At 73.1% G+C, this 26,004-nt stretch carries 19 protein-coding genes; 14 read left to right on the top strand and 5 right to left on the bottom strand.

Going from position 1 to position 26,004, the window contains the following annotated elements; all coding sequences use genetic code 11:
- The first annotated feature begins 38 nt into the window (after positions 1–38).
- On the top strand, positions 39–1,007 hold the full coding sequence (locus tag ABZX96_RS09800) for a DUF5926 family protein (RefSeq protein ID WP_355540719.1): 969 nt from the start codon (positions 39–41) through the stop codon (positions 1,005–1,007).
- Positions 1,008–1,939: 932 nt separating this feature from the next.
- On the opposite strand, the gene ABZX96_RS09795 is transcribed toward ABZX96_RS09800, so the two are convergent.
- Together ABZX96_RS09795 and ABZX96_RS09790 are read right to left on the bottom strand one after the other, a co-directional pair.
- Positions 1,940–2,659, bottom strand: coding sequence for a hypothetical protein (locus tag ABZX96_RS09795; protein ID WP_355540716.1), 720 nt, complete (start codon positions 2,657–2,659; stop codon positions 1,940–1,942).
- Between the two features lie 679 nt (positions 2,660–3,338).
- A complete protein-coding gene (locus ABZX96_RS09790) occupies positions 3,339–4,085 on the bottom strand; it encodes a bifunctional DNA primase/polymerase (protein ID WP_355540713.1) in 747 nt (248 codons plus the stop codon).
- A gap of 686 nt (positions 4,086–4,771) precedes the next feature.
- On the opposite strand from ABZX96_RS09790, the gene ABZX96_RS09785 reads away from it, so the two are divergent.
- Positions 4,772–6,352, top strand: a complete 1,581-nt coding sequence (locus ABZX96_RS09785) for a PP2C family protein-serine/threonine phosphatase (RefSeq protein ID WP_355540710.1) — start codon at positions 4,772–4,774, stop codon at positions 6,350–6,352.
- Positions 6,353–6,506: 154 nt separating this feature from the next.
- Positions 6,507–7,982, top strand: coding sequence for an aminopeptidase P family protein (locus ABZX96_RS09780; RefSeq protein ID WP_355540707.1), 1,476 nt, complete (start codon positions 6,507–6,509; stop codon positions 7,980–7,982).
- Positions 7,983–8,071: 89 nt separating this feature from the next.
- Here ABZX96_RS09780 and ABZX96_RS09775 read toward each other — a convergent pair whose 3' ends face one another.
- On the bottom strand, positions 8,072–8,575 hold the full coding sequence (locus ABZX96_RS09775) for an ATP-binding protein (RefSeq protein WP_355540704.1): 504 nt from the start codon (positions 8,573–8,575) through the stop codon (positions 8,072–8,074).
- 426 nt (positions 8,576–9,001) lie between these two features.
- Here ABZX96_RS09775 and ABZX96_RS09770 point away from each other — a divergent pair, with 426 nt between their 5' ends.
- The 9 genes from ABZX96_RS09770 to ABZX96_RS09730 all read left to right on the top strand — a co-directional run bounded on the left by ABZX96_RS09770 (position 9,002) and on the right by ABZX96_RS09730 (position 20,346).
- On the top strand, positions 9,002–9,823 hold the full coding sequence (locus tag ABZX96_RS09770) for a hypothetical protein (protein WP_355540701.1): 822 nt from the start codon (positions 9,002–9,004) through the stop codon (positions 9,821–9,823).
- Between the two features lie 222 nt (positions 9,824–10,045).
- Entirely contained in the window at positions 10,046–10,810 is a 765-nt protein-coding gene (locus tag ABZX96_RS09765; RefSeq protein ID WP_355540698.1) for a YcnI family protein, read from the top strand.
- 158 nt (positions 10,811–10,968) lie between these two features.
- Entirely contained in the window at positions 10,969–11,676 is a 708-nt protein-coding gene (locus tag ABZX96_RS09760) for an SCO family protein (protein WP_355540695.1), read from the top strand.
- Positions 11,673–12,125 (top strand): copper chaperone PCu(A)C, encoded by a 453-nt coding sequence (locus tag ABZX96_RS09755; protein ID WP_355540692.1) that lies wholly within the window; start codon positions 11,673–11,675, stop codon positions 12,123–12,125. The genes ABZX96_RS09760 and ABZX96_RS09755 overlap by 4 nt, the downstream gene beginning before the upstream one ends.
- 13 nt (positions 12,126–12,138) lie before the next feature.
- Positions 12,139–14,622, top strand: coding sequence for a copper resistance protein CopC (locus ABZX96_RS09750; RefSeq protein WP_355540689.1), 2,484 nt, complete (start codon positions 12,139–12,141; stop codon positions 14,620–14,622).
- A 15-nt stretch (positions 14,623–14,637) separates the two neighbouring features.
- Positions 14,638–16,125, top strand: coding sequence for an iron uptake transporter deferrochelatase/peroxidase subunit (gene efeB, locus ABZX96_RS09745; RefSeq protein ID WP_355540686.1), 1,488 nt, complete (start codon positions 14,638–14,640; stop codon positions 16,123–16,125).
- A 294-nt stretch (positions 16,126–16,419) separates the two neighbouring features.
- Complete coding sequence (gene pheA, locus ABZX96_RS09740) at positions 16,420–17,346, top strand: prephenate dehydratase (protein ID WP_355540683.1); 927 nt, start codon at positions 16,420–16,422, stop codon at positions 17,344–17,346.
- A 910-nt stretch (positions 17,347–18,256) separates the two neighbouring features.
- A complete protein-coding gene (serS, locus tag ABZX96_RS09735) occupies positions 18,257–19,546 on the top strand; it encodes a serine--tRNA ligase (RefSeq protein ID WP_355540680.1) in 1,290 nt (429 codons plus the stop codon).
- Positions 19,543–20,346 carry an HAD family hydrolase gene (locus ABZX96_RS09730; protein ID WP_355540678.1) on the top strand — a complete coding sequence of 268 codons (804 nt, stop codon included), beginning with the start codon at positions 19,543–19,545 and terminating at the stop codon, positions 20,344–20,346. Before serS ends, ABZX96_RS09730 begins: the two co-directional genes overlap by 4 nt.
- A 317-nt stretch (positions 20,347–20,663) precedes the next feature.
- Here ABZX96_RS09730 and ABZX96_RS09725 read toward each other — a convergent pair whose 3' ends face one another.
- Together ABZX96_RS09725 and ABZX96_RS09720 are read right to left on the bottom strand one after the other, a co-directional pair.
- Positions 20,664–21,317 carry a rhomboid-like protein gene (locus tag ABZX96_RS09725; protein WP_355540675.1) on the bottom strand — a complete coding sequence of 218 codons (654 nt, stop codon included), beginning with the start codon at positions 21,315–21,317 and terminating at the stop codon, positions 20,664–20,666.
- Positions 21,314–22,546 (bottom strand): AsnC family transcriptional regulator, encoded by a 1,233-nt coding sequence (locus ABZX96_RS09720; protein ID WP_355540672.1) that lies wholly within the window; start codon positions 22,544–22,546, stop codon positions 21,314–21,316. Before ABZX96_RS09720 ends, ABZX96_RS09725 begins: the two co-directional genes overlap by 4 nt.
- A 364-nt stretch (positions 22,547–22,910) precedes the next feature.
- Between ABZX96_RS09720 and ABZX96_RS09715 the strand changes: the two genes are divergently transcribed.
- Both ABZX96_RS09715 and ABZX96_RS09710 read left to right on the top strand, forming a co-directional pair.
- Complete coding sequence (locus tag ABZX96_RS09715) at positions 22,911–24,413, top strand: MFS transporter (protein WP_355540669.1); 1,503 nt, start codon at positions 22,911–22,913, stop codon at positions 24,411–24,413.
- A gap of 301 nt (positions 24,414–24,714) precedes the next feature.
- The gene (locus tag ABZX96_RS09710; protein WP_355540666.1) at positions 24,715–25,839 is read left to right on the top strand and encodes a LysR substrate-binding domain-containing protein; all 1,125 of its coding nucleotides are present in this window, start codon (positions 24,715–24,717) and stop codon (positions 25,837–25,839) included.
- Positions 25,840–26,004: the final 165 nt, after the last annotated feature.

The raw sequence follows: 26,004 nt of genomic DNA, 5'->3' as shown, positions 1-26,004 counted from the left end.
GTCCGCGTGCCCAGGACCTACCAGGAGACACCCTCGCCATGGCCAAGAAGCGCCGTCCCCAGACCAAGGCCGCAGCCCCGCAGATCACGGACGGCGAGGTACCCGTCGTCGGCGCCCGGGAGCCCTGCCCGTGCGGCTCGGGCCGCCGCTACAAGGCCTGCCACGGCCGGACCGCCGCGCACGCCGCGACCGAGCTGGTGCACCGGCCCTTCGAGGGCCTGCCCGGCGAGTGCGACTGGGTGGCCCTGCGCGAACTCGTTCCCGCCGCGACCGCCGAGCTGACCCTCAAGGGCGGCCTGCCCGAGGGCGTCCCCTCGGTGACGCTGGCGACCGTCCTGCCCATGGCCTGGCCCGCGCTCCGCCGCGACAACGGCGCCGTCCTGCTCGGCCTGCAGAACGACACCTCCTCCGGCGACCTCAGCCGCGACCTCGCGGACACCCTGCGACGGGCGCTGGTGGCCGAACCCGGCACCCCGGTCGCCGCCGAGCGCTCCTCGCTCGACGGGCCCCGGCTCCAGGACCTGCTGGACCTGGACGCGCCGTTCGAGCCGACCGTGCACAGCGGCTTCGAGTTCTGGGTGGAGAACGCCGAGAACGCCACGGGCGAGGTCGCCGCCTCCCTGGAGCGGGCGAACGCCGCGGCCATCCCGACCGCGCCGCTGGCCGGGCTGCCGGGCGCGTACTGGTGCCAGGCCCCCGAGAAGAACCACCTGCGCTGGGTCATGGACCACCCCGAGGAAAAGCTGCTGGACGCCCTCGCCCGCCTGCACGCGGCCGGCACCTCCTCGCTCGGCGAGGGCACCCGCCTGGTCGGCTCCTTCCGGGCGCACGGGCTGGTCGTTCCGGTCTGGGACCTGCCCTCGGACCTGGGCGCCCAGGAAGTGGTCAAGCCCGCGACGGAGTTCGCCGAGCGGCTGGCCGCCGCGCTCGGGGAGGAGGCTCCGCTGACCGCCGAGGAGCGACGCGCCCGGGGCGGGCTCACCAACCGCCAGGTGACGCTCAGCTGACGACGGGCGCCCGGGGTCGGATTCCGGCCCCGGATCGCCCGTCCGCCGGGGCGCCGCCGCCCGTGTACGAGCGCCTGTCGGGGCGGCGGACGCCGGGCGCGCACTGGTGACACCTGTCACAACTCCCGGCCCCGCACCGCAAATAGGCGTCCGGAATTCCACGATCGAATTTGCGAACGGCCAATCTCTTGTTACCGTTCTAGGAGCCCGGTCGCTGGTGCATCCCCCGTCGCCAGCGACCGGGCGCTTCCATATACCGGCCCCGTCGCCCGTATACGGCCCGCCGCCGTCCGGCCCGGCCGATCTCCTCTTCTTCCCCACCGGCGACACTCGCGGGCAGCGCTCCGTCAGGTCCGTCGGGCTTGTGCCCCCGCGCCTCCCCTACGGGACGAGGCCGGCCCGCCGCCCGTACGGGAAGAACCGTACGGGCTTCCCCGTCAGGCTTCCGTTCGAGGAACCGCCCCCGGCGCACCGCCACCGCCCCCTACGGGCGGCACCCTTCCGGGACGAGCCTTACGGGAACCCGTACCGGGGACGCGTGCGAAGAACGCGCGGCGCTCGAAAACCCCGCCCGGCGCACTTCCCCCGCCCCGGGTCCGCGCCTGGTGGCCTCGACCGGGCTCTCCGCGCTGCGCCGGACGGGTGAGCCGCTCCCCAGCTCCCGCATCAGGTGACCCGGACTGTTCTCCGGCCTCTGGGCGGGCCGCCAAAACGCGGACGGCAGAGCGAACGAGGCCTCACAGCGCCCTTATTCAGCCTTTATTGGTTCGGACCAACGAGTTCGAGAAGTACCCGCGTCCCAGCGGGGTCCGCACGTCCGGGCCGTCCCAGCGGCGGGCCACACCGCCAACCGCGACGGCCCGGCAAGCCCCACGCACCGCTCCGGCAGAGGCCGACCCACGCCGACCACCCCGCACCGGCCACCGCCCCGGCTACCCCGCGCCGAGTGCGGGCGGCGTCGTGTTGCTGCCGGAGCGCAGCCACAGCCGCTCCCCGTCGAGGTCGGACAGCTCCGCCACCGCGTCATACGACAGCCGCCCCGCCTCGGAACCCTCCGCCGCCGTCTCACCTCGCGTGCCCTCGTCGGCCCGCGCCCGGATCGTGGGCTCGCGCGGCGTCTCGCACGTCCCCGGCTCGTCCCGGGGGGACAGTTCGCAGTGCACCTGGACGGTCCCGCCGTCCGGCCGCATCAGGGTCAGGACGGCGCGCAGCGGCTGCCCCGACGTGTTGCGGTAGTACGTCCGCGCCCAGGTGCGGTCGCTGCGGGAAAGGACGCAGGTCTGCGCCTTGACGCCCTGCGGGGAGGACAGTTCGGGACCGCATTCGGCGGTGTGCCGGCCGGGGTCCGCGGCTCCGAGGCCGAGTCCGGGGAGCACGTCGCCCGCGGCGGGGGAGGCGGTTTCCGGGGCGTCGGGCGTCGGCGGCCGGTCGGCGGGGGACGCGGTGTCGGGGGACGCGCCGCGGGCGCCTTGGTCCGCGGTGTCCGGGCGGGTGGCGGACCGGCCCGCGTGGGGTGACGAGGAGTGCGCCGCGACCGAGGCACGGCGCCCGGCATCGGTCGGTCCGGCGGTCGCGGCGGCCAGCGGCAGCGCGGCGGCGAGCGCGACCGTGCTCGCGAGCGCGATCATGCGGAGGTTCGGCGCACGCTCCATGAGACCCCACTAGGGATTCCGGTACGGAGGACCGGCCGGGACGATGGTTCGGCCGACGCCGTGTCCACCGGCAGGTCCGTCGGCGGGTCCGCCGACAGGATGGTGAGGCGAACATATCGGTCGGCGACCGCCGTTACCGTGGCCCGGACACCCGATTGCCCGGCTTCCGGAACACTGACACCCGCACGGGCGAACCACCGTTCGTCCGTACGAATACAAATGGCCGGCGGGTTGCCACGCCCACCTCGGACACCCGGCAGGGGCCCCTGAAGGTGCGCACCCCGGTCGTCCGGCAGTCCGAGCCCTCCGGCGGCCCGTGACCCTTCCCGCTCCCGTACGGACACGGACCATCCCCGTACGGACGCGGACCATCCCCGTACGGACGCAGGCCACCCCCGTACGGACGCGGTCCACCCCCGTACGGGAAAACCCCACCCTCCCCCTCCCCGTAAGGGCAATCCCGGACCCCGGCCGACCCCTACGGGTCGTCCCGGTCCCCGGCCGCCCCCTACGGGCCATCCCGGACGTCAGCACGCCAGCCGCCCCCGCCACCAGCCGCCCCCCGCCGCCACCGGCCGGCCCCGCGCCGAACGCGCTCCCGAGCCGTTCGCCGCAGCCGCCGTTCGCCGCGATCACCGGCCACCGCAAGCAGCACCGAGCACCGACCGCCGCCGACCCCTCAGTACGCCAGTCGGCTGCCGCCCTCCGGCGCGCTGACGCTCGCCGTCACCAACGCGTCCACGACCGTCTCCACACGCGGCAGCCAGGGCGCCGCGGACCGGGGGGCCGGCGGACGTTCCCAGCGCACCCGGCCGAGGCCGATCTGTGACGGCGGCAGCGCCAGGTAGCCGCCCTCGCCGTGGAAGCGCAGCGAGCTGGGGACCTGCTCACGGGAGTGCAGCAGTTCGCCCAACTCGCCGAGGGTGTACGGCGCCACCAGCAACGACCAGCGGGTGGGCGTGGCGACGACCGGGCCGAGGCGGACGCCGAAGTGGTCCAGTGCCGCCAGCGCCCGCGCCCCGGCGACGGCGGGCAGGCTGACCGCGCAGGGTGCCCGGCCGCCGGTGGCCAACACGATGGAGGCGTCCGGCCGGTTGGTCCACCACCAGCGCACCATCCGCTGGTCGGTCGTCGCCGCCAGGAGGCCGGGGTCGAAGGGGTGCGCGCCGGGCACCACGCAGTCGGGGTCGGGGCAGCCGCACGCCCGGGCCGCGCGCCCGGGCCAGCCGTTCGCCTGCCGGGTGCTCTCCCGCCGGGTGCTCTCCCGCCGGGCGCCGTCCGATGGCCGGCCGGCGCCTTGGAGGCCCACCCCCGGAAGGACGGGCCACTGCCACTCGACGGCGCAGTGCAGCGCCGCGCCGAGGAGGGCCGACTTTCCACCGCGCCGGAACAGGAGCTTGCGTCGCCTTCCGAGGATCTCGCGCATGAGCGCTCGTTCCTTTCCGTTAACGCCGAGGGCTGTGTCCATCGCAGTCCATCGCAACTACATGCCGGTTCATCCCGCTGTGTGGCGGTCGATGGCACGGATGGCCCATCGCGCCACGCGAAGCTCGCGTCGCCACGTGTACAGAGCAGCGCATCACGCCGAACACCGAGCGTGGAACGTGGCGCGGGGTGGCGCACGCGGGGCGCTTGCCTTCCCGTAGTGCGATTCCGCCACTTGGAGGTGCGGCCCGGTCGTCGACGAGTAAGACGCCCGTGCCGGTCGAAGAGTTCCTGGTGCGGCCCCCTCCGGCCCGCACCCCGTTCGTGCGCTCCCGCCCGCATCCTTTGGGTTACGTACCCGCCATGGTGGTGATGACGCGTTGTCGATCGCCGTCAGTGGACCGCTGTTTGACGTCCCGTGGGCCATTTTCCGGCCAAAAGCTCCGCACCACTGACACCACAAACCCCACCAGCACAATGCTGGACATCACATCACCGTTGCGTGTACATGTGGAGGCATTCATAGCGGAGCGGCATGATATGGGGGTTTGCGATGCTGTTGAGGAGAATGCGCAGGTGGCCGGGCCGCGTGGCAGCACCGGACGAAACGCCGCGATCCTCTCCGTACGACGCGCCTCCCCACGGGCTGACCTGGGACATTGCCGGGCACTACGTAAGCCCTCGGACATGAGTGCACCCCACCCGCCGAAAGTGGCCGGAATCGAACCCACTCTCCCCGCTCCGACGCACACTGCGGAATCCCCCGGCGCCGGACCGCCTCCCGCCGGGCCGCCCTCCGCCGTCCACGACCGGCTGGCCGGCTGGATCTCCGACCTCAGCACCCTGCACGACCTGACCGAGCGCCTCGCCCGCACCCGCACCCTCGACGACGCGCTCCACGAACTGCTGCGGGGCGGCGCCTGCCTCGTCGGCGCCCGCCGCGGCCTGGCCGTCCTCGAACCGGCCGACGGGCTCGGTCCGGACACCACCGTGGGCCTGGGCCTCGGGCCCGCCGACATCGGCCACATCGAGACCGTGCCGCGCCGCGCCCTGTCCTACGGCCGCCTCCTGGACGGCCCACCGCAGCCCCCGGGCCCCCCGGACGCCCGCGGCGAGCGGCACGGCGAAGACGAGCGGCACGACAGAGACCAACCGCGCGACAGAGACGAACGGCGCGACAGAGACGAACGGCACAGCGAAGGCGCGGACGGGCCGCTCGCCCGCCCCGACATCCCCGCCGAGCCGGATCTGGACCCGCGGCTGCGCGAGGTCGCCGCCCGCCTCGGGTACGCCGCCAGCTACGCCGTGCCGCTCGCCGCCGCCCCCATCGGCCGTACCGCCGCGGCGGTCTGGCTCTACGACGAGCCGGCCCAGCCCACCGAACGGCAGCGCCACCTCGTGGGCCTCTACCGCTCCTACGCCGCCGAACACCTGGCCCGTCTTTTGGAGTTGCACCGCCAGCGGCGCACCGTCACCACCCTGCGCGAGGAGTTGCTGCCCCGACGGCTGCCCCGCGTGCCGGGCGTCCGGCTGGCCGTCCGGCACAGCGCGGGGCCGCTCGGCGGCGGCGACTGGTACGACGCGCTGCCGCTGCCGGACGGCGCCCTCGGGCTGGCCGTCGGCTCGGTGACCGGCTCGGGCGCCGGCGTGGTGGCCGCCATGGGGCGGCTGCGGGCGTCCCTGCGCGCGTACGCGGTGATGGAGGGCGAGGACCCGGTGGCGGTCCTCTCCGACCTGGAGCTGCTGCTGCGGCTGACGGAACCGGCGCGCAGCGCCACCGCCCTGTTCGCCTTCGCCGAGGCGCCGTGGGGGCCGCCGGGTACCGCCGGGCCCGCGGACCATCCGGCCGCCTCGTACTCGGTGGCGACCGCCCGCGGCACCGCCGGCCCGGCCGCGCGCGGGGTGGTGCTGGCCGGGGCGGGGCACTGCCCGCCGCTGCTGGTCGGGGAGCGCCGTACGGAGTTCGTGGAGACCTCGCTGTCCGCGCCGCTGGGGATGCTCGCGTGCTGGGAGGCGCCGAGCGTGCGGGTGGAGCCGGCCCCGGGCGAGACGCTGCTGCTGTACAGCGACGGGCTGCTGCACCGCACCGGCGACCCCATGGACCGCGCGTTCGTCCGGCTGCACGCCGCGGCGGCCCAGCTGCCCAGGGCCGCGCGCCGCGACCCGGAGGCGATCGTGGACCACATGCTGCGGACGCTGCTTCCGCGGGGGCTGGTGGATCCGGAGTCACGCGAGGACGTGGTGTTGCTGGCCGCACACTTCGAGTGACGGAACGGAGGTCACGGCCCCGGCCGCGCCCCGCTCATCGCGCCGTCCCCTCTCCCCCCGGCCCAAAGTGCCGGTCAGGTCACAGCTTCGGCCCTCTGGACCCGCTTCCTTTCGCACATACGATGGAAACGGTTCCGTCTTAAAAGGAGGCATTGTGACCGACGAGCTCACGCCGGAGACCCCGGAGACCGACGAGCAGCCGATCAAGCAGCGCAAGAACGGCCTTTACCTGGGCGTCTCGGACGAGCTCGCGGCCAACATGAAGGAGGGCTGGGCCGACACCGAGCTGCGCGACCTGGAGCCGATCGAGCAGGCCCCGAACGCCGCCCGGCGCCGCGAGGCCCTCTCCCGCCGCTTCCCCGGCGAGCGCCTGGTCATACCCGCGGGCAACCTGAAGACCCGCTCCAACGACACCGAGTACGCCTTCCGCGCCTCGACCGAGTACGTCTACCTCACCGGTGACCAGACCGACGACAGCGTCCTCGTCCTGGAGCCCCGCGGGAACGGCGCCGACGGCCACGACGCCACGATCTACCGGCTGCCCCGCTCCAACCGCGAGAACGGCGAGTTCTGGCTCAACGGCATGGGCGAGCTGTGGGTCGGCCGCCGCCACAGCCTGGCGGAGGCCGAGGCGCTGCTCGGTGTGCCCTGCCGCGACGTCCGCGAGCTGGCGGACCAGCTCCGCGAGGCCACCGGCCCGGTCCGGGTCGTGCGCGGCCACGACGCCGGCATCGAGGCGGCGCTGACCGACAAGGTCACCGCGGAGCGCGACGAAGAACTGCGGGTGTACCTCTCTGAGGCGCGCCTGGTGAAGGACGCCTTCGAGGTCGGCGAGCTCCAGAAGGCCGTCGACTCGACGGTGCGCGGCTTCGAGGACGTCGTGAAGGTCCTGGACAAGGCCGAGGCCACCAGCGAGCGCTACATCGAGGGCACGTTCTTCCTGCGCGCCCGCGTCGAGGGCAACGACATCGGCTACGGCTCCATCTGCGCCGCCGGCCCGCACGCCACCACCCTGCACTGGGTCCGCAACGACGGCCCGGTCCGCTCCGGCGACCTGCTCCTCCTGGACGCGGGCGTCGAGACGCACACCCTCTACACCGCGGACGTCACCCGCACGCTGCCGATCAACGGCCGCTACACCGACATCCAGCGCAAGATCTACGACGCCGTGTACGAGTCCCAGGAGGCGGGCATCGCGGCCGTCAAGCCCGGCGCCGCCTTCCGCGACTTCCACGACGCCTCGCAGCGCGTCCTCGCCGCCAAGCTCGTCGAGTGGGGCCTGGTGGAGGGCCCGGTCGAGCGCGTCCTGGAGCTGGGCCTGCAGCGCCGCTGGACCCTGCACGGCACCGGCCACATGCTCGGCCTGGACGTCCACGACTGCGCCGCGGCCCGCACCGACACCTACGTCGACGGCACGCTGGAGCCCGGCATGGTGCTGACCGTCGAGCCCGGCCTGTACTTCCAGGCGGACGACCTGACGGTGCCGGAGGAGTACCGCGGCATCGGCGTCCGCATCGAGGACGACATCCTCGTCACCGAAGACGGCAACCGGAACCTGTCGGCCGCCCTGCCGCGCCGCTCCGAGGACGTCGAGGCGTGGATGAGCCGCCTCATCGGAGGCGAGGCCTGAGCGGAGACGCTCTTCCTGCGCTCGTGAGCCCGGCGGCCGGTGCCCCTTCCGAGGGGCACCGGCCGCCGGGCGTTCGCGTCCGTAATGGTTCAGGACGCCATGAGGGGCGCGTCCTCGCGCCATTTGAGGATCTTGTCGAAGCTGACCACCGCGCCGCGTCGTCCCGAGCGGTTGCGGTAGCGGACGTGGTCGGTGAGTGCCTCGATCAGAAAAAGCCCCCTGCCGTGTTCGGCCGGAGCCGGGGCGGGGGCGGGCGTCTGCGCACGCGGTGCGGGCTCGGTCGGGTGGGTGTTCCTTCCCGGCCTTCCGCTCCTCCCGGGGGCGCGTGATCGCTCCTGGAAACCCGGTCCGGAATCGGCCACCTCGATCCGGCACCGGTCGCCATTGATGAACGCGGTGACGCGGTAGTCCTCCGCGGCCCGGTCGCCGCCGTGCTCGACGGCGTTCGCGCACGCTTCGGACAGCGCCACCGACAGGTCGTGCGAGACGTCGGGATCGATGCCCGCCGTCTCCATCGTTCCCAGCAGCAGCCGCCGGGCGAGCGGGACGCTCGCGGCTTCGCGCCGCAGATGCAGGGACCACCAGATGCTCATCGCTCTCCAGCCTCCTGGTCGCGGCTCGACATACCGATACGTATTGCCGTGCACCATGGTCCGTAAGCGTGCGTGAAACGTGACTCCGCTCATTCGGCGGATGCCGCCGTGCCGCGTGTGGGTGTATAGGCCCGGGGCGTGCGGGTCGGGAGGTACCGCTGAGGTGGTCCGGCGGGGGTGGTGGAGCCGCCGCGGGGCGGCGCGGGTGGCGGGGTGGACGGCGTCGCCACACGTCGACGAGGGGGTTCGCCGACGCGCCGGCACGACACGCACGAAGGTCCGGTCCTGGCCCGGGCCCGGAACCACCCGTCCCTCCCGTGACCGGCTCGTCCGCACGCTCCGGCGCACTCCCCGTCGATTGCGGTACTCCGCCGGGGCCGCCCTGCCGTAGGCGACCGGCAGGCGCAGTGGGATGATGGCGCGGCCATGACTGCCCCGTCCGTATCCCAGCCACGCGCCGCCGCAGACCTGCGGCTGCTCCGGGCCGCGGTCTTCACCGCGGTCTGCGTCGTGCTGTCCGCGGCCGGGCACATCGCCGGGTCCTGCGCGGGCGTGCCGCTGTGGACGCTGGGCGTCGGATGCGCCGCGGTGTTCGCGGTGGCGGCACCCCTGGCCGGCCGGGAGCGGACGCTGCCCGGCATCGCCGCGACGCTGGCCGTGGGCCAGGTCGCGTTGCACGCCCTGTTCTCGTTGGGCCAGCACGCCGCGCCGCGCCCGCAGGGCACCGCGGGCACGTCCGACGATGCGATGATCGCTCTCGCCCGGCACCTCACCTGCGGGCTGAGCGCGGGGCAGTTGGACGGAGCCGAGGCACGCCGCGTGCTGGAGTCGGCCGGGCACGTCACGTCGGTCATCGACCCGGCGTTGTTTCACGTGAAACCGAGCGATCCGGCCATGTTTCACGTGGAACCAAGCACGATGCACGGCCTGCTGCCCTCGCTCCCGATGCTGCTGGGCCACCTCCTCGCGGCGCTGGCCGCCGGGTGGCTGCTGCGGCGGGGCGAAGCCGCGTTGTGGCGGTTGGTGCGGTTGTCCGCACCGGCTGCCCGAGCGGTAACGGCGCTGGTGGGCGCGCTGCGTGGGGCGCTCGCGCTGCTGCGCGTGCTGCTCGCCGGACTGGTGGGCGCGCTCGACGGTACTCCCCGCGCTCCGTTCCCGTACGGCCATGAGCAAGCCCGTCCGCAGGAACTCCTCCTCCAGCACAGTGTCGTCCGGCGGGGTCCCCCGTCCCTGGCCCTGGCGGCCTGACGACACGTGGACCTTCTCGCGCGGCGACCGGTGACCACCGGCCGGTGACGAGGGAGGACGCTCGCGTCGTGGCCGCACGCGCGTAGCTGTCCGGAAAGGGAACGACCACGAGCCGGCCTTCGCCTTCGATGGCGCATGGTCGCGGTCTGCCTGCCCGCTCCATCGGGGCGCGCTCCCCCTTTCCTCCTCCCTACCTACCCGTACGCCGAGGAGCGTTCCGTCATGTCGAAGACCACCGTGTCGCCGAGCACCACCGACGCGCAGAGCACCACCGCCCCATCCCGCCACCGGCTCGTCCGACGGCTGCCCGTGCTGGGCGGCATCGCGGCCGGCAGCGTGCTGCTGCTCGCCACCCCGGCGCTGGCGCACGTCAGCGTCCAGCCCGGCCAGGCCGAGCAGGGCGGCTACGCGACGATCAACTTCAAGGTCCCCAACGAACGGGACAACGCCTCCACCGTGAAGCTGGAGGTCACCCTGCCGACCGACCACCCGCTCGCGTCCGCCATGCCGCAGCCGGTGCCCGGCTGGAAGGTCGAGGTCACCAAGGCCAAGCTGGCCAAGCCGATCGAGATGCACGGCGAGAAGGTCACCGAGGCCCCGTCGAAGATCACGTGGACGGCGGACGGCGGCAAGATCGAGCCGGGCCAGTTCCAGCAGTTCCCGGTCTCGGTGGGCCAGTTGCCCAAGGACGCGGACCAGATCGTCTTCAAGGCCCTACAGACGTACGACAACAAGGAGGTCGTGCGCTGGATCGAGCCCGCGCAGGAGGGCCAGAAGGAGCCCGACAACCCGGCGCCGGTGCTCAAGCTCGTGGCCGCCACGACCGACGGCCACGGCGCCGACGCCGCCAAGAACGGCGAGAAGACCGAGGCCGCGGCGGCGGACGGCTCCGACACCACGGCCCGCGTCCTGGGCGTCGTCGGCATCGTGGTCGGCGTCCTCGGTGTGGCGTTCGGCGTGCTCGCCGGACGGCGCCGCCGCGCCTGATCCGCGGGCGGGCCGGACCCGGCCGGTCCGCCCCGCGTCCCGCCGACCATGCTGGTCCGGTGCCCGTCGGCGCCGGACCGGCAACGACCCGGCGGCGGCGCGGCACCGGACCGGCACCGGCCCCGCACCCGACTTCCGAGACCACGGGACACCACTTCATGCGTACTACCAGCACCAACGGAACCACTCCCGCCCGTCCGCGCGCGGCCTCGCGCGCCCGTACCCGGACGCGGAACGTCCTCGCGGCGGCCCTGGCGGCGACCGCCGCCGTCACCCTCACCGCCTGCGGCGGCGGTGACGACGACAAGCCCGTCGCGTCCGTCTCCGCCAGCCCCGCCAAATCGATCATCACGCTCGACACGCCGAAGGAGAAGCCGGACCTCGTCCTGACGGACACCGACGGCAAGAAGTACGACCTGATCGAGCAGACCAAGGGCCACCCGACGCTGATCTACTTCGGCTACACGCACTGCCCGGACGTCTGCCCGCTCACCATGGCGAACATCGCCGTGGCGGCGAAGCAGCTCCCCAAGGAGCAGCAGGACGACCTGCGCGTCGTGTTCGTGACCTCCGACCCGGAGCGCGACACCCCGGCCGCGCTGAAGAAGTGGCTGGCCGGCATCGACAAGCGCTACGTCGGCCTGACCGGCTCGTTCGACACGATCCAGGCCGGCGCGCGCAGCGTGAACATCGGGATCGAGAAGCCCGTCAAGAAGAAGAACGGCGACGTGGTCTCCACCCACGGGGCGCAGGTCCTGATGACCTCCCCCAAGGACGACCGCATCCACTGGATGGGGATGCAGGACGCCACCGCCGACGACTACACCACCGCACTTCCGAAGATCATCAAGGGGCAGAACCCGTGAACCGCCGTACCGCTCTCCTCGCCGCCGCCCTCACCCTGACCACCGGCCTGGCCCTGACCGCCTGCGGCTCCTCCGACAGCGCGCCGAAGCTCCAGGTCGACGACGCGTACATGCCCCAGCCGATCTCCTCGATGGCAGCCGGCTTCATGACCGTCAAGAACACCGGGGACACCGCCGACAAGCTCACGTCCGTCACCAGCGACCTGTCCGACGACGTCACCATCCACGAGACCGTCGGCAACAAGATGCAGGAGGTGAAGTCGCTCGACATACCGGCCAACGGTGAGCTGAAGCTGGCCAGCGGCGGCAACCACCTGATGTTCATGGGCCTGAAGAAGAAGCCCGCCGAGGGCGACAAGGTCACCGTCGAGCTCCACTTCGCCACGTCCAAGCCGGTCAAGGTCGAGATCCCGGTCAAGGCGAGCACCTTCGACCCGAAGAAGAAGTAAGGGGGCGCCACCCATGTCCATCACCGTCCCCCGCCCGTGCGGGGCGGCGCCCGCGTCCGGCTCACCCGGCCACGGCTCCGGTGTGCCCCGCGCCGCCGGAGCGGGTCGCGCGCCAAGGGACCGCCGGTCCGCCGTCCCGCGCCTGCTGGTGCTGGTCGCGGCCCTGCTCGCGGCGCTGCTGGGCACCGCCGCCCCGGCCTCCGCGCACGCCGCGCTGACCGGGAGCACCCCCGCACAGGGGGCGGTGGTGGACCGCGCGCCCGAACAAGTCGCCCTCACCTTCTCCGAGGGCGTCGCCATGGGCGACGACTCCATCCGCGTCCTGGACCCCCAGGGCAAGCGCGTGGACCGCGGCAAACTCCGCGACCTGTGCAGCGGCGGCGTCGTGAAGTACGGCGCCGGACTGCCGCCCGGGCTCCCCGACGGCACCTACACCGTCGCCTGGCAGGCCGTCTCCGCCGACAGCCACCCGGTGTCCGGCGCCTTCACCTTCTCCATCGGCGCGCCGTCCAAGACCAGCGCCCCGGTCCCCCAGCAGGAGGCCGGGGGCGGGGTGGTCGGCGCGCTGTACGGCATCGCCCGGTACCTCTCCTACGCCGGATACGTGCTCCTGGTGGGCGGCGGGGCGTTCGTCCTGCTGTGCCGCCCGGCCGCCGCCCGCGTGCGGGCCGTGCGGCGCCTGGTCGTCCAGGGGTGGGCGGTGCTGACCGGGGCGACGCTCGCCATGCTGCTGCTGCGCGGGCCGTACACCGGTTCGGGCCGCCTCGGTGACGTCTTCGACTTCGGCGGGCTCGGCGCCGTCCTCCAGACAAAGCCGGGGGCCGCGCTGCTCTCCCGGCTGCTGCTGCTCGCCACGGCCACGCTGTTCGTGGCGGTGCTCTTCGGGGCGTACGCGCGGACGCTGGGTGTGGCGGGAGTCGAGGAGAACGGGGACGGGGGCAACGGGGACGGGGCCGGGGCCGATTCGTCGGCTGGTGGTGGCGGCCCTGCCGCTGCCGCCGGCACCGACTCCGCGTCCGATTCCGCGTCCGCCTCCGACTCCGGGGACGAGCAGCGGCGCCGGGACCTGAGTATCGGGCTCGGGGTGGGCGGGCTGGTGCTCGCCGTCGGGCTCGCCGCCACGTGGGCGATGGCCGAGCACGCCTCGACCGGTCTGCAGACCGGCATCGCCATGCCCGTCGACGTCCTCCACCTGCTGGCCGTGGCCACGTGGCTGGGCGGCCTGTGCGCGCTCCTGGTCTCCCTCTACTGGGGGCCGTCGGTGGAACGGTCCTCCGTACGCCGCTTCTCCCGGCTCGCGTTCGGTTCGGTCGTGGTCCTGGCCGCCACCGGCGTCTACCAGTCCTGGCGCCAGGTCGGCTCGTGGAAGGCGCTGACGGACACCTCGTACGGGAGGCTGCTGCTGCTCAAGGTCGGTCTGATCGCGGTGCTCCTGGGCATCGCCTGGATGTCCCGGCGCTGGACGGCGCGGATCGCGGAACGCACGGCGCCGGAGGCGGAGGCGGTCGCGGTCCTGGAGGCGAAGGCCGAGGCCGAGGCCCGGACCGCCGCCCTCGGGGTGGCCACGGGGACGGCTTCCGACGCGGGTTCCGGGGCGGACGCGGTTCCTGGGGCGGACGCGGGTTCCGGGGCGGGCGTCGAGGACGCGTCGGGCCGGCGTTCCCCTACGGGGGTTGCCGTACGGGCCGGACGGGCTCTGCCCGAGCCGCGGGACGGATCCGGGCCCGCGGCCGTTCCCGGCCCCCCGGCCGGGGCCGACTCCGGGCCGGGCTCCGGGACGCCGTCGGGGTCCGCCTCGGGGGTGCGGTCGGACGGCGTCTCGGACAACGCCTCGGACGACGACGTGGACGATGACGAGGGCGCGGCAGCGGAGGATACCCGCCGTGCCGACTCCCCGGCAGCGGACACCGGCACCACCGATCCCGAACGGGCCGCGCAACTCGCCCGGCAGCGCACCGCCTTGGCGAGCGCCCGCCGCAAGCGGGTCCGCGACGCCGACCCGGAACGCTCCGGGCTGCGCCGTTCGGTTCTGGCGGAGGCGGTGGTCGCCGTCGTCCTGCTGGCCGTGACCACCGTGCTCACCTCCACCGAACCGGCCCGCACGGAAGAAGCCGTGCGCGCCGCGCAGACCGGCCAGTCCTCCCGTTCCAACGAGCCGCTGGTCCTGACCATCCCGTTCGACACCGGTGGGCCCAAGGGCAAGGGCACCGCCCGGATCGATCTGGATCCCGGCCGCAGCGGCAACGCCAACGAGCTGCACCTGCGCGTCGCCGATCCGTCCGGGCGGGCGGTGGACGTCCCCGAGGTGAAGGTGTCCTTCACCCTGGAGTCCAAGAAGCTGGGCCCCCTCCCGGTCGTACCCGAGCACGTCAGCGTGGGCCACTGGAGCGCGAGCGGCGTGCAACTGCCGGTCGCCGGTAAGTGGCAGCTGTCGCTGCTCGTCCGGACCTCCGACATCGACCAGGTCACCAAGACCAAGAACGTCACGATCGACTGACACGAAGACGCCACGATGACTGTTCACGACACCGCCGACGGCGGCTCCGCAGCCCGTAAGGGAAAAACCGGCCCCGCGGCCCCTAAGGGCAACGCCGATCCGAAGGCCCCTAAGGGGAACCCCGGACCCAACCCCGGACCCGAGTCCCGTAAGGGAAACGCCGACCCCGGGCCCCGTAAGGGATCTCCCGCACCCGCCCCCAAACCCCCGGCCACCCCCACCACAAACACCCCACCCGCAACCGGCGGAACCGCGCCCGCCCGCAGCCCCGTCCTGGAGGTCTCCCGCCGCCGCCTGCTCGGCACCATCGGTGCCGCGGGCGCGACCGGGCTGGTCGTCGGCGGGGGCGGGACGGCCCTCGGGGTCGCCGTCGGGCAGGACGACGGGCCCGCCCCGCTGTCCACGCTGGGGTCGACCCAGGTCGCCTTCCGCGAGGAGCGCGCCACCCACCAGGCGGGCATCACCACGCCGTTGCAGGCGTGCGGCCACCTCGTCGCGTTCGACCTGGCGCCGGGGGCCGGCCGCAAGGCCGCCGCCGCGCTGCTGCGCCGCTGGTCGCGGACGGCGGAGGAGCTGATGGCCGGGCGCGCCGGGACCGCCGACACCGGCGTGGCCCTGGACGCCGGTCCGTCCTCCCTCTCCGTCACCTTCGGCTTCGGCCACAGCTTCTTCGGCCGCACGGGCCTGGAACGGCACCGCCCCGTCCAGCTCGACCCGCTCCCCGACTTCTCCTCCGACGCGCTGGACCCCAAGCGCGGCAACGGCGACCTGTGGGTCCAGATCGGCGCCGACGACGCGCTGGTCGCCTTCCACGCGCTGCGCGCCATCCAGAAGGACGCCGGTGACACCGCGCGGCTGCGCTGGCAGATGAACGGCTTCAACCGTTCGCCGGGCGCCACCGCGCACCCCATGACCACCCGCAACCTGATGGGGCAGGTGGACGGCACCAACAACCCCAAGCCCTCCGACCCGGACTTCAAGGAGCGGATCTTCGTCGACCGGGACGCGCCGCAGGAGTGGATGCGCGGCGGCTCCTACGCCGTCGTCCGCCGTATCCGGATGCTGCTGGACGACTGGGAGAAGCAGCCGCTGCGCACACAGGAGCGGGTCATAGGCCGCCGCAAGGCGGACGGCGCGCCGCTGACCGGCGGCGATGAGACCACCCCGATGGACCTGGGGAAGAACGGGTCCGACGGGCTGCCGGTCATCCCCGCCGACGCGCACGCCCGCATCGCGGCCCCCGCCTCCAACCAGGGCGCCGCCATGCTGCGCCGCCCCTTCTCCTTCCACGACGGCTTCCGGGAGGACGGTGCCCCTGACGCCGGTCTGCTGTTCATCTGCTGGCAGGCGGATCCCCTACGGGCCTTCACCCAGGTGCAGCGCAAGCTGGACCGCGGCGACGCGCTCTCCCGCTTCCTGCGGCACGAGGCGAGCGGCCTGTACGCGGTGCCCCCGGCCGCGGCCCCTGATGGCTATGTGGGTCAGCCCCTACTGGAAGGGTGATCCCGTAGGGGGCGCCGGGCACCCGTTCGCGCCCCCGGCCCGTAAGGGCACCTGGCACCCGTCCGCGCCCCCGGCCCGTAAGGGCACCTGGCACCCGTCCGCGCCCCCGGCCCGTAAGGGCACCTGGCACCCGTTCGGCCCCAGCCCGTAAGGGGCACCGGGCATCGCCCGTAGGGGCCCGAACCCCCGTTCGCGCCCCCGCGCCCGGTCTGTGGGCCGGCGGGAGCGGCTCGGTATCGTTGCGGGGCACGGGAGATCGCGGGGTGCCCCGCACGTACGCGAGGGAGTCGGCCTATGTCGGACAGTCGTTACACCTACCTCGGTCCCGCGGGCACGTTCACCGAGGCGGCGCTGCGCACCCTGCCCGAGGCGGCCACGCGGGAACTCGTCCCGATGGTCTCCGTCCCGGCCGCGCTGGACGCGGTGCGCGCGGGCGAGGCGGCCGGCGCGCTGGTGCCGATCGAGAACTCCGTCGAGGGCGGCGTGACGACCACCATCGACGAACTGGCCACCGGCGAACCGCTGACGATCTACCGCGAGGTGCTGCTGCCGATCGCCTTCGCGCTCCTCGTGCGCCCCGGCACCGCGCTGTCGGACGTCAAGACCGTCACCGGGCACCCGGTCGCGCAGCCGCAGGTCCGCAAGTGGCTGGCCCGGCACCTCCCGGACGCCGTCTGGGAATCGGCCGCCTCCAACGCGGACGGCGCCCGGCTGGTGCAGGAGGGCCGCTACGACGGCGCGTTCGCCGGGGAGTTCGCAGCGGCGACGTACGGGCTGGAGCCGCTGGTCACCGACATCCACGACGCGAACAACGCCACCACCCGCTTCGTCCTCGTCGGCCGCCCGGCCCGGCCGGCGGCCCGGACCGGCGCGGACAAGACCTCCGTCGTGCTGTGGCTGCGCGAGGACCATCCGGGTGCGCTGCTGGAGCTCCTCCAGGAGTACACGGCCCGCGGGGTCAGCATGATGCGCATCGAGTCGCGGCCGACCGGCGAGGGCATCGGCCGCTACTGCTTCTCGGTGGACTGCGAGGGGCACGTCACCGACCGCCGGGTCGGCGAGGTCCTGATGGGCCTGAAGCGGGTCTGCCGCGAGGTGCGGTTCCTGGGGTCCTACCCGCGGGCCGACAAGGTGGCGGCCGACGTCCGGCCGGACACCACGGACGCGGCCTTCACGGAGGCGTCCGACTGGCTGACGCGGTGCCTGGACGGCCGGGTGTGAGGCGCAGCCCCGGAGGCCGGGCGCGGCAGCCGTGACCGGCGGGGCGCGGCAGCCGTGACCGGCGGGGCGTGACCGGCGGGTGTGAGGGGACGGACGAGCGGGGTCTCGCCGTAAGGGAGCGGGGGCACGGCGCCCGACTCCAAGGGGCCCCGGCGAACGCGGCGACCAACGTGCCGTCGTCACCGGAAACGCCGCCAACGGAAACGCCGTCACCGGAAACCCCGGAGGGCCGCACGCCCCCGGCCCGGTACCAACAGTCGTCACGTCGCACAAGATGATGGAGCGCCGCATGTTCCGTGGGGTGGGAGAGACGGAAGTGACTCCCGTGGATATCCACAAAGTTATCCACAGCTCCCCTTCTCGACCTGGGGACAAGTCGACTTGCGGGCTCCGTGCGACCCCCGGCCGAGTCGACAAGTGGCTCTACCGATCCGTCGTTCTTCCACAGAGCCCTTTCACACATTCGACCGCGCCACGTCAGCTCAAAGGGCACGATCAACCCTTTAGGGGGAGGTAATCCTCCTCGAAAGAGCGCGGAAGGGAGGTTTGGAGACAGATTCCATGGTTCACCTTCCAAAAAACGGAACTTTGCGCTCCGACTTCCACAGATCCCACACACAGGCTGTGGATAAATTCCCCGCCACACCCAGACCTGTGGACAACTCCGCCGGCGTCCACCGCCGCCAACTCCCCGACCCCGCAAGGCCGCACACCGACGCCCCGTCAGCTCGATCGCCGCGAATGCCCCCATACCGGGGATTGCGCGCGAATTCCCTTGACGCACTTCCAGCCGTCCGGTGCTCCTTTTCCCGCATCGCCAAACAGCGCCAAAATATCCCAAACCGGGCAAAGCGCCGACCGGAGCAATATAACGTCGAGCGTCCCCGCCGGGCCCCGGTAGCCTGGTGGGGTGATTGACCTTCGCCTGCTCCGTGAGGACCCCGACCGTGTGCGCGCCTCTCAGCGTGCCCGTGGAGAGGACGTCGCGCTCGTCGACGCGCTGCTCTCCGCCGACGAGCGGCGCAGGGCCTCCAGCGTCCGCTTCGACGAGCTGCGTGCCGAGCAGAAGGCGCTCGGCAAGCTCATCCCCAAGGCCGCCGGCGAGGAGAAGGCCGAGCTGCTGAAGAAGGCCGGCGAGCTGTCCGCCGCGGTCAAGGCGGCCGACGCCGAGCAGGACGAGGCCAAGGAAGAGACCCAGGCGCTGCTGCGCAGGTTCGGCAACCTCGTCCACCCCGACGTCCCCGTGGGCGGCGAGGAGGACTTCACCGTCCTGGAGACGATCGGCGCCCCGCGCGACTTCGCCGCCGAGGGCTTCGAGCCCAAGGACCACCTGGAGATCGGCGAGCTGCTCGGCGCCATCGACGTCGAGCGCGGCGCCAAGGTCTCCGGCTCGCGCTTCTACTACCTCACCGGCGTCGGCGCTCTCCTGGAGCTCGCGCTGGTCAACGCGGCCATCGCGCAGGCCACCGAGGCGGGATTCACCCCCATGCTGACGCCGGCGCTGGTGCGCCCGCACGCCATGGAGGGCACCGGCTTCCTCGGCCAGGCCGCCGAGAACGTGTACCACCTGGAGAAGGACGACTACTACCTCGTCGGCACCTCCGAGGTCCCCCTCGCCGCGTACCACATGGACGAGATCATCGACGCGGACCGGCTGCCGCTGCGCTACGCCGGCTTCTCGCCGTGCTTCCGCCGCGAGGCGGGCACGTACGGCAAGGACACCCGCGGCATCTTCCGGGTGCACCAGTTCGACAAGGTCGAGATGTTCTCCTTCGTCGCGCCGGAGGACGCCGAGGCCGAGCACCAGCGCCTGCTGGCCTGGGAGAAGCAGTGGCTGTCGGCCTTGGAGCTGCCGTTCCAGGTCATCGACGTGGCCTCGGGCGACCTGGGCGCCTCGGCCTCGCGCAAGTACGACTGCGAGGCGTGGATCCCCACCCAGGGCAAGTACCGCGAGCTGACCAGCGCCTCGAACTGCGACTCGTTCCAGGCCCGGCGGCTGTCCGTCCGGATGCGCGAGACCGTGGACGGCAAGCAGCGCGTCCAGCCGCTCTCGACGCTCAACGGCACGCTGTGCGCGGTGCCCCGCACCATCGTGGCGATCTTCGAGAACCACCAGCTCCCCGACGGTTCGGTGCGCGTCCCCGAGATCCTGCGCCCCTACCTGGGCGGCCGGGAGATCCTGGAGCCCGTCACCAAGTGAGCCCTCTCCCGTACAAGCTCGTCGCGACCGACCTCGACGGCACGCTGCTGCGCGAGGACCACACCGTCTCGCAGCGCACCCGGGACGCGCTCGCCGCGGCCACCGCGGCGGGCGCGGCACACATCGTCGTCACCGGTCGGGCGGTGCCCTGGACCCGGCACATCCTGGACGCCCTGGACTACCGGGGCCTGGCGGTGTGCGGGCAGGGCTCGCAGGTCTACCACGCGGGTGAGCACCGGCTGCTGACCTCCGTGACGCTGGACCGGCAGCTCGCCGGGCTGGCCCTGTCCAAGATCGAGGCGGAGGTCGGCCCGGTGTACCTGGCCGCCAGCCAGGACGGGTTGCAGGGCGACGTGCTGATAGGGCCCGGCTATCGCATGCAGGAAGGCCCGCTGCCCAACAACCTGGTCCAGGACCCGTCCGAACTGTGGGCGGCCCCGATCAACAAGCTCTACCTCCAGCACCCGGAACTCGACGACGACGCGCTGGCCTCGGCGGCGCGGGCGGTCGCCGGGGACCTGGTGGGCGTGACGATGGCCGGGCCCGGGATCGTGGAGTTGCTCCCGCTGGGCCTGACGAAGGCCACCGGGCTGTCCATAGCCGCCCGCCGGCTGGGGATCTCCGCCGCGCAGACCATCGCCTTCGGCGACATGCCCAACGACATCCCCATGTTCGGGTGGGCGGCCCACGGCGTCGCGATGGCCAACGCGCACACGGAGCTGAAGGCCGTGGCGGACGAGGTCACCGCCTCCAACGAGGAGGACGGGATCGCGGTCGTGCTGGAGCGGTTGCTCGGGTAACGGCGGTCGGTCGGCCGCCGGAGCGGTGGATCGGTGGAGGGGCGCCTGCGGGCGTCCCTTTTGCTGTGTGTGTGGGGGGGGCGGGCGGCAGGGCCGGGGTCGTTCTCGTACGGGGTTCCCGTAGGGGTGTGGGGGATTCGTTTCTCGTGCGGGAGCCCGTAGGGGTGTGGGGGCGTTTCGCGTACGGGATCCCGTAGGGGCAGGGTTTGCCCTTACGGGCCCTCGTAGGGGCAGGGTTCCCGTAAGGGCAAGAGGTGTTCCCGTACGGGCCCCCGTAAGGGCAGGCGCGCCCCCGCCCACCCGGCGAGATCGGGCCGTCAGGACCCGTCCGTCGGCCTCCCGCGCGCCGTGGGGCCGCCCTCCGGGGTCAGTGGCCACGCGGCGAGGCCCAGGGCGAGGGCGACGGCGTGCCCGAAGTCCGTGAAGGTCGCGCCGCTGACGAGGGGGACGCCGAAGAAGAGGAGCAGTGCGACGAGGTAGGGCCAGCGCCAAGGGGTGGGGACGCGGTAGGTGAGCGCCCCGGCCGCCGCCGCCAGTCCGTAGGACACACCGATGTCCACGACGTGGGCCATGGATCGGGGGAGCTGGCGCCCCTCGATGGCGAGCAGGACGATCTCCTGGCTGATGAGCGTCGCCGCGACGTGGGCCACGCAGACCAGGAGCAGCCAGCGGGCGGTGCCCAGCCAGCGCTCCACGTTGGCGTGGACGAGTTCGAAGAGGACCACGTACAGCAGGAAGGATCTCGGCCGCTCGATCCAGAAGCCGCTGATCAGCAGGGCCGAGACGGGGTGCTCGTCGAGCTCGTGGATGTTGCTGCTGGTGCGGTGCAGCAGGAAGTCCTCCAGCCCCTCGGTCGCACCGGCGATGACCAGGCTGGTGATGCCGATGATCAGTAGCCAGATGTGCGTACCGGGAGCCGAGCGGACCCAGGCCCGGACGTCCGGCAGGCGGCTGGGGAGCACCGGTTTCATCGGCGGCGCCCCGTCGGCGAGGGGCGGGCGGAAGGCGTGGCCGGCGACTTGGCCAGGGGGGAGATCACCGGCCGGGTGGCGGGGGACGCGGAGCCGATCGGGCCGGCTCCCTTGACCCGCCGGATCAGCGGCGAGGACTCCATGTGCCGGACGCCGGGCAGCGCGGCGACCCGGGTGGTCAGGTACGTGTAGAGCGAGCGGACGTCGGGGCACACAAGAGAGGCGAAGAGGTTGTTGGGCCCGGTGGTCGCGCAGGCGAAGGCGACCTCGGGGTGGGCCGCCAGCGCCTCCCCCGCCTCGGCGAGATCGGCCGGCGCGACCGAGAGCCACAGGGCGACCATGACGCCCATTCCGAAGATCCGCGAGTCGCAGTCCACGTCGTAATAGAGGACCCCGCTCGCGCGCAGTTCGGCCATCCGGCGCCGGACGGTGGACTGGGACCACCCAGTGGCGCCCGCAAGCTCCGCGAACCCTGTCCGCCCGTCCTGCGCGAGCACGTCCAGCAGCCGCCCGTCGGCGGGGGAGAGGGCGGGGGGCTGAGCGGGGTCGGGGAAACCGGGAGCGGGGGGCTCCGGGTCACCGGGCTCCGGAGGTGTTCCCCGCGTTGCGGGCGTTCCGGGCTCCGCAGGCGCTCCGGGGTCTTTCGTCGTCGGACCGTCGCCCTCCAGGACCACGGCCTCCCCGAGGGCCCCGTCCGCGCCCGGGCCGCCGCGGGGTGCGGTCGGCACCGGGCCGCGCAGCGACTCGACCTGTTCGTCGCTCAGCGCGCCCAGTTTCATGACGAGGCCCTGCGGCCCGGAGAAGAACTCGTGCAGGACGCAGTGCGCGGTGACGCCGACCACGCTGGGGGTCCGGGGAAGTTTTTGCAGCAGCAACGCGTCGCTCTGTCCGCTGCCCGTCGCCCGGCAGACGGCGGTGATCTCGGTGCCGCCGGACATCAGACTGACCCACGCGGTGTCCGGCCGCCTGGCCAGCGCCTCCGCGACGGCGGCTGCCGCGTCGGGCGTGCACTGCACCCGGACGAGCCACTCCACCTCTCCCAGGCGCAGCGGGTCGGTCAGCCCGCGGACCGTGATCAGTCCGGAGGTGCGCAACCGGGAGTACCGGCGGGCGACGGTCTGGTCCGAGACGCCGAGGACGGCCGCGATCCGGCTGAAGGGCGCCCGCCCGTCGAGTTGCAGCGCATGGACCAGCTGCCGGTCCACCTCGTCGAAACCGTCGGTTTTCACCATCGAAGGCTAGCCGGTGTCGGATCGCGCCGCTCGGCGGTGCGTGGCTGGGAGGTACGGACCTCCGCCATGGACAGTTGTTCGGCCGAGCCAGCCGGAGGACGAAAGGGAGCGCCCGGGTCTCCCAGCCGCGCTCCTCACGGCCGCGGGCAGGGGGCGGCCCCGGACGACGACGACGTCGATCCGCTGGGGTGAGCCGTGCCGCACGGTGCCGGCTCGCGAAGAAGCGGGGGCTTTACCGCCATTCCCGGCTGTCCCGGCTATTCCTCGGCACTCGATCGTCGATTCCCTTTCGGGGGTTCCGGCCGTCGATTTCCGATGACCCACGACCCGAACCACGACCGAAATCCACGGAGGATCCGTCATGCGCAGTAAATGGTGGCCGCTGGTCGCCATCACCTTGGGCAACTTCATGTTGCTGGTGGACGTCACGATCGTGAACACCGCACTGCCGCGGATGGCGGACGGTCTGCACGCCTCGTTCTCCTCGCTCCAGTGGGTGATGGACGCCTACGCGCTGGCGCTCGCGGCCCTCTTGATGGTGGCCGGTTCGGCGGCGGACCTCCTGGGGCGGCGCCGGTTGTACGTGATCGGCCTCGTGATCTTCGCCGTCGCCTCCCTCGCGTGTGGTCTGGCGCCCGACGAGGGCACCCTGATCGTCGCGCGCGTGGTGCAGGGCGCGGGCGCGGCGGCGATGTTCGCCACCAACACCCCGCTCCTGATGGCCGCCTACCAGGGCCGGGACCGCGGTGTGGCCCTCGGCATCTGGGGCGGCACCAACGGCGCGGCGGCAGCGGCCGGACCGGTCCTCGGCGGCCTGCTCACGCAGTACCTGGACTGGCGGGCCATCTTCCTGGTCAACCTGCCCATCACTGCCGTGGCCGTGTGGCTCACGGTCCGCACCGTCAAGGAGTCGCACGGCAACCGCTCGGCGCGCATCGACTGGCCGGGCGCCGTGTCCTTCACCGTGTGCGCGGGCGCACTGACGTACGGGCTGATGCGCGGTGGTGACGCGGGATGGACCGAGACCGGCACGCTGGTGTCGCTCGCGGCGGCGCTGCTGGGCCTGGTGGTCTTCATCGTCGTGGAGCGCCGGGCCCGGCAGCCGCTGCTGGACCTCGCGCTGATGCGCCGCCCGTCCTTCGCCGTCCTGATGACGGCCGCGCTGCTCCTTCAGGCGGCGGCGTTCCCGTACCTCACCTATGTGGGGCTGTGGACGCAGAACGTGCTGGGCCTGAGCCCGGTGCAGGCGGGGCTCGCCATCGTGCCGCTGGCTGCCACCTCGCTGGTCGTCGGCGTGGTGGCCGGACGGTTGCTGCACCGCGCGGCGCCGCAGTATCCGCTGGGGCTCGGCCTGCTGCTGGTCGGCGCCGGCGCGCTGCTGCACGTCGCGCTGCTGAACGACGGTTCCAGCTGGGCCACGCTCGTGCTGGGGCTGGTCGTCAGCGGTCTCGGCGTCGGCCTGGCCATGCCGGTGCTGGTCTCGGCGGCGCTCGGCGCGGCCCCGCCGCAGCGGGCGGGCATGGCCAGCGGCGCGGTCAACACCTTCCGGCAACTCGGCTACGCCCTGGGCATCGCCGTGCTGGGCACCCTGTTCGCCCGGGCGCTGGAGGAGACGCCGCGCCTGTCGGTGCGCGTCGCGTACGTCCACGGGTTGGAGCGGGTGACGCTGGTCGCCGGTGTCGTGGCGCTGGCGGCCGGGTTGCTGGTCCTGGCGGTCGTCCGGGGCTCCGGGGCGGCGGGATCGCGTCCGGGCACGCCCGCGGCTGCCGGGTCCGGGCGAGCGGAATCCGCCGGTCCGGCCGGTGGTGCGAAGGCGCCTGTGGTGGCGGACGCTCCCGTGGCGGCCGACGCGTCGGGTGCGTGAACCGGCTGGGAGCGCGGACCGGCTGAGAGCGCGGACCGGCTCGGAGGGTGAACCGGCTGGAAGAGTGACGAAGGGGCGGGCGTGGTCATCCGCGTTCGTCCCCTTCGAGCGGCTTGGCGCCCTCTGACGGCACGGTGTGGGTCGGCCCCCGGAACCGATCGGCGCCGTGCCGGTTCCGGGTGGCCGCCCTGGGCCCGGGGCCGGGTTCTCGGGTTCCGGCCCCGACTCGATCGTCGTCCGCGCCGAACCCCAAGTCAATCCGCGGGTTTTCTTCCATATCCCCGAGCAATAGCTTGGGTTGGTGACCCTTGACGACCTTCGCGCCTTCGTCGCCGTGTGCGACGCGGGCAGCCTCAGTGCCGTGGCCCGAGACCTGGGGTGCACCCAGTCGGCGGTGAGCCAGCGCATCAAACGCCTGGAACGCGAGACGGGCATGGACCTGCTGGAACGCCGACCGCGCGGGGTGGCCCCCACGCAGGCCGGCCGGGTGCTGCGCCGCGCGGCGGCGGACTCGATCAGCGGCCTGGACCTGGCGCTTCGCCACCTGGCCGACATGCGGGCGGGGCACGGCGGGACCCTGCGCATCACCACCGGGGCCACCACCGTCCGGCACTTCCTGTCGACCGCCGTGGTCGACTTCCGGCGGCGGCATCCGAAGGTGAACCTCGAATTCCACACCGAGAATTCGAGCCGCCGCTGCTTCACCGCCGTCGCCGACGGCACCGCCGAACTGGCCTGGATCACCATCGGCCCGCCTGTACGGGGCATCGAGCAGCATCCCGTAATGGAACTCCCCTGGGTGCTGGCCGTACGGACCGACGACCCGCTCTCCGCCCGCGCCCGTATCGAACCCGCCGAACTGGCCCGCATCCCGCACATTCGCCTGCCGGAGGATTCGACCTCCCGGATGCGGTTGGACGGGCACTTGTGGCGGCAGGAGCCGGCCGATGGCCGGGGCATGCCTGGATCGGCGCGTCTTTCCGGGAGGCACGCCCCTATCGCCGCCTCCGGAACGCCCGCCTCCTCCCCCGTTTCCGCACCGTCCGCTGCCGCTTCCGGAACGCCCGCCGCTCCTACCGGAGTCCCCGCTGCCCGTTCCGGGGTCCCCGCCCCGGTCGCCTCCTCCAGGCCGTCCGCCATCACCCCGCCCGGCGTCGCTGCCCCCAATGTCGACGGGACGGCCGGCACCGCCAGCGTGGCCGACTGGGACACCGCCCTGCTGCTCGCCGAGTTGGGCGTGGGGCACGCGGTGGTCCCCCGGCTCCCGGGCTGGCGGGAGGAGGCCCACCCGACGCTTCGGCTGGTCCCCATCCCGTCGCTGCCACCGCTCGCGGCCGGGTGGGCCGTACGGCAGTGGGCGGCGCTGAGCCCGGTGGCCGTGGAGTTCGCGGAGACGGTGAACGCGTGCCTGCGGGAAGGGGCGTAGGTCGGCAGGGGCGCGGAGTTGCCGGGATGCCCCTACGGGCGCGGTCCTCGCCGCCGCTGATCGCGTGTGGGCCCGTAAGGGGCGTATCCGTAGGGGCGTATCCGTGGGGGCGTATCCGTGGGTGTGTATCCCTAGGTGCGTATCCGTAGGGGTTCTTGCCCGGCC

Origin of the sequence: Streptomyces sp. NPDC003077, from assembly GCF_040611095.1 — a bacterium.
Lineage (GTDB): Bacteria > Actinomycetota > Actinomycetes > Streptomycetales > Streptomycetaceae > Streptomyces.
This window is presented reverse-complemented; position numbering and strand designations above follow the sequence as displayed.

Coding starts and splice junctions, on each gene's coding strand:
- ABZX96_RS09800 (WP_355540719.1), top strand. CDS start 39: ATGGCCAAGAAGCGCCGTCCCCAGACCAAGGCCGCAGCCCCGCAGATC.
- ABZX96_RS09795 (WP_355540716.1), bottom strand. CDS start 2,659: ATGGAGCGTGCGCCGAACCTCCGCATGATCGCGCTCGCGAGCACGGTC.
- ABZX96_RS09790 (WP_355540713.1), bottom strand. CDS start 4,085: ATGCGCGAGATCCTCGGAAGGCGACGCAAGCTCCTGTTCCGGCGCGGT.
- ABZX96_RS09785 (WP_355540710.1), top strand. CDS start 4,772: ATGAGTGCACCCCACCCGCCGAAAGTGGCCGGAATCGAACCCACTCTC.
- ABZX96_RS09775 (WP_355540704.1), bottom strand. CDS start 8,575: ATGAGCATCTGGTGGTCCCTGCATCTGCGGCGCGAAGCCGCGAGCGTC.
- ABZX96_RS09770 (WP_355540701.1), top strand. CDS start 9,002: ATGACTGCCCCGTCCGTATCCCAGCCACGCGCCGCCGCAGACCTGCGG.
- ABZX96_RS09765 (WP_355540698.1), top strand. CDS start 10,046: ATGTCGAAGACCACCGTGTCGCCGAGCACCACCGACGCGCAGAGCACC.
- ABZX96_RS09760 (WP_355540695.1), top strand. CDS start 10,969: ATGCGTACTACCAGCACCAACGGAACCACTCCCGCCCGTCCGCGCGCG.
- ABZX96_RS09750 (WP_355540689.1), top strand. CDS start 12,139: ATGTCCATCACCGTCCCCCGCCCGTGCGGGGCGGCGCCCGCGTCCGGC.
- efeB (WP_355540686.1), top strand. CDS start 14,638: ATGACTGTTCACGACACCGCCGACGGCGGCTCCGCAGCCCGTAAGGGA.
- pheA (WP_355540683.1), top strand. CDS start 16,420: ATGTCGGACAGTCGTTACACCTACCTCGGTCCCGCGGGCACGTTCACC.
- ABZX96_RS09725 (WP_355540675.1), bottom strand. CDS start 21,317: ATGAAACCGGTGCTCCCCAGCCGCCTGCCGGACGTCCGGGCCTGGGTC.
- ABZX96_RS09715 (WP_355540669.1), top strand. CDS start 22,911: ATGCGCAGTAAATGGTGGCCGCTGGTCGCCATCACCTTGGGCAACTTC.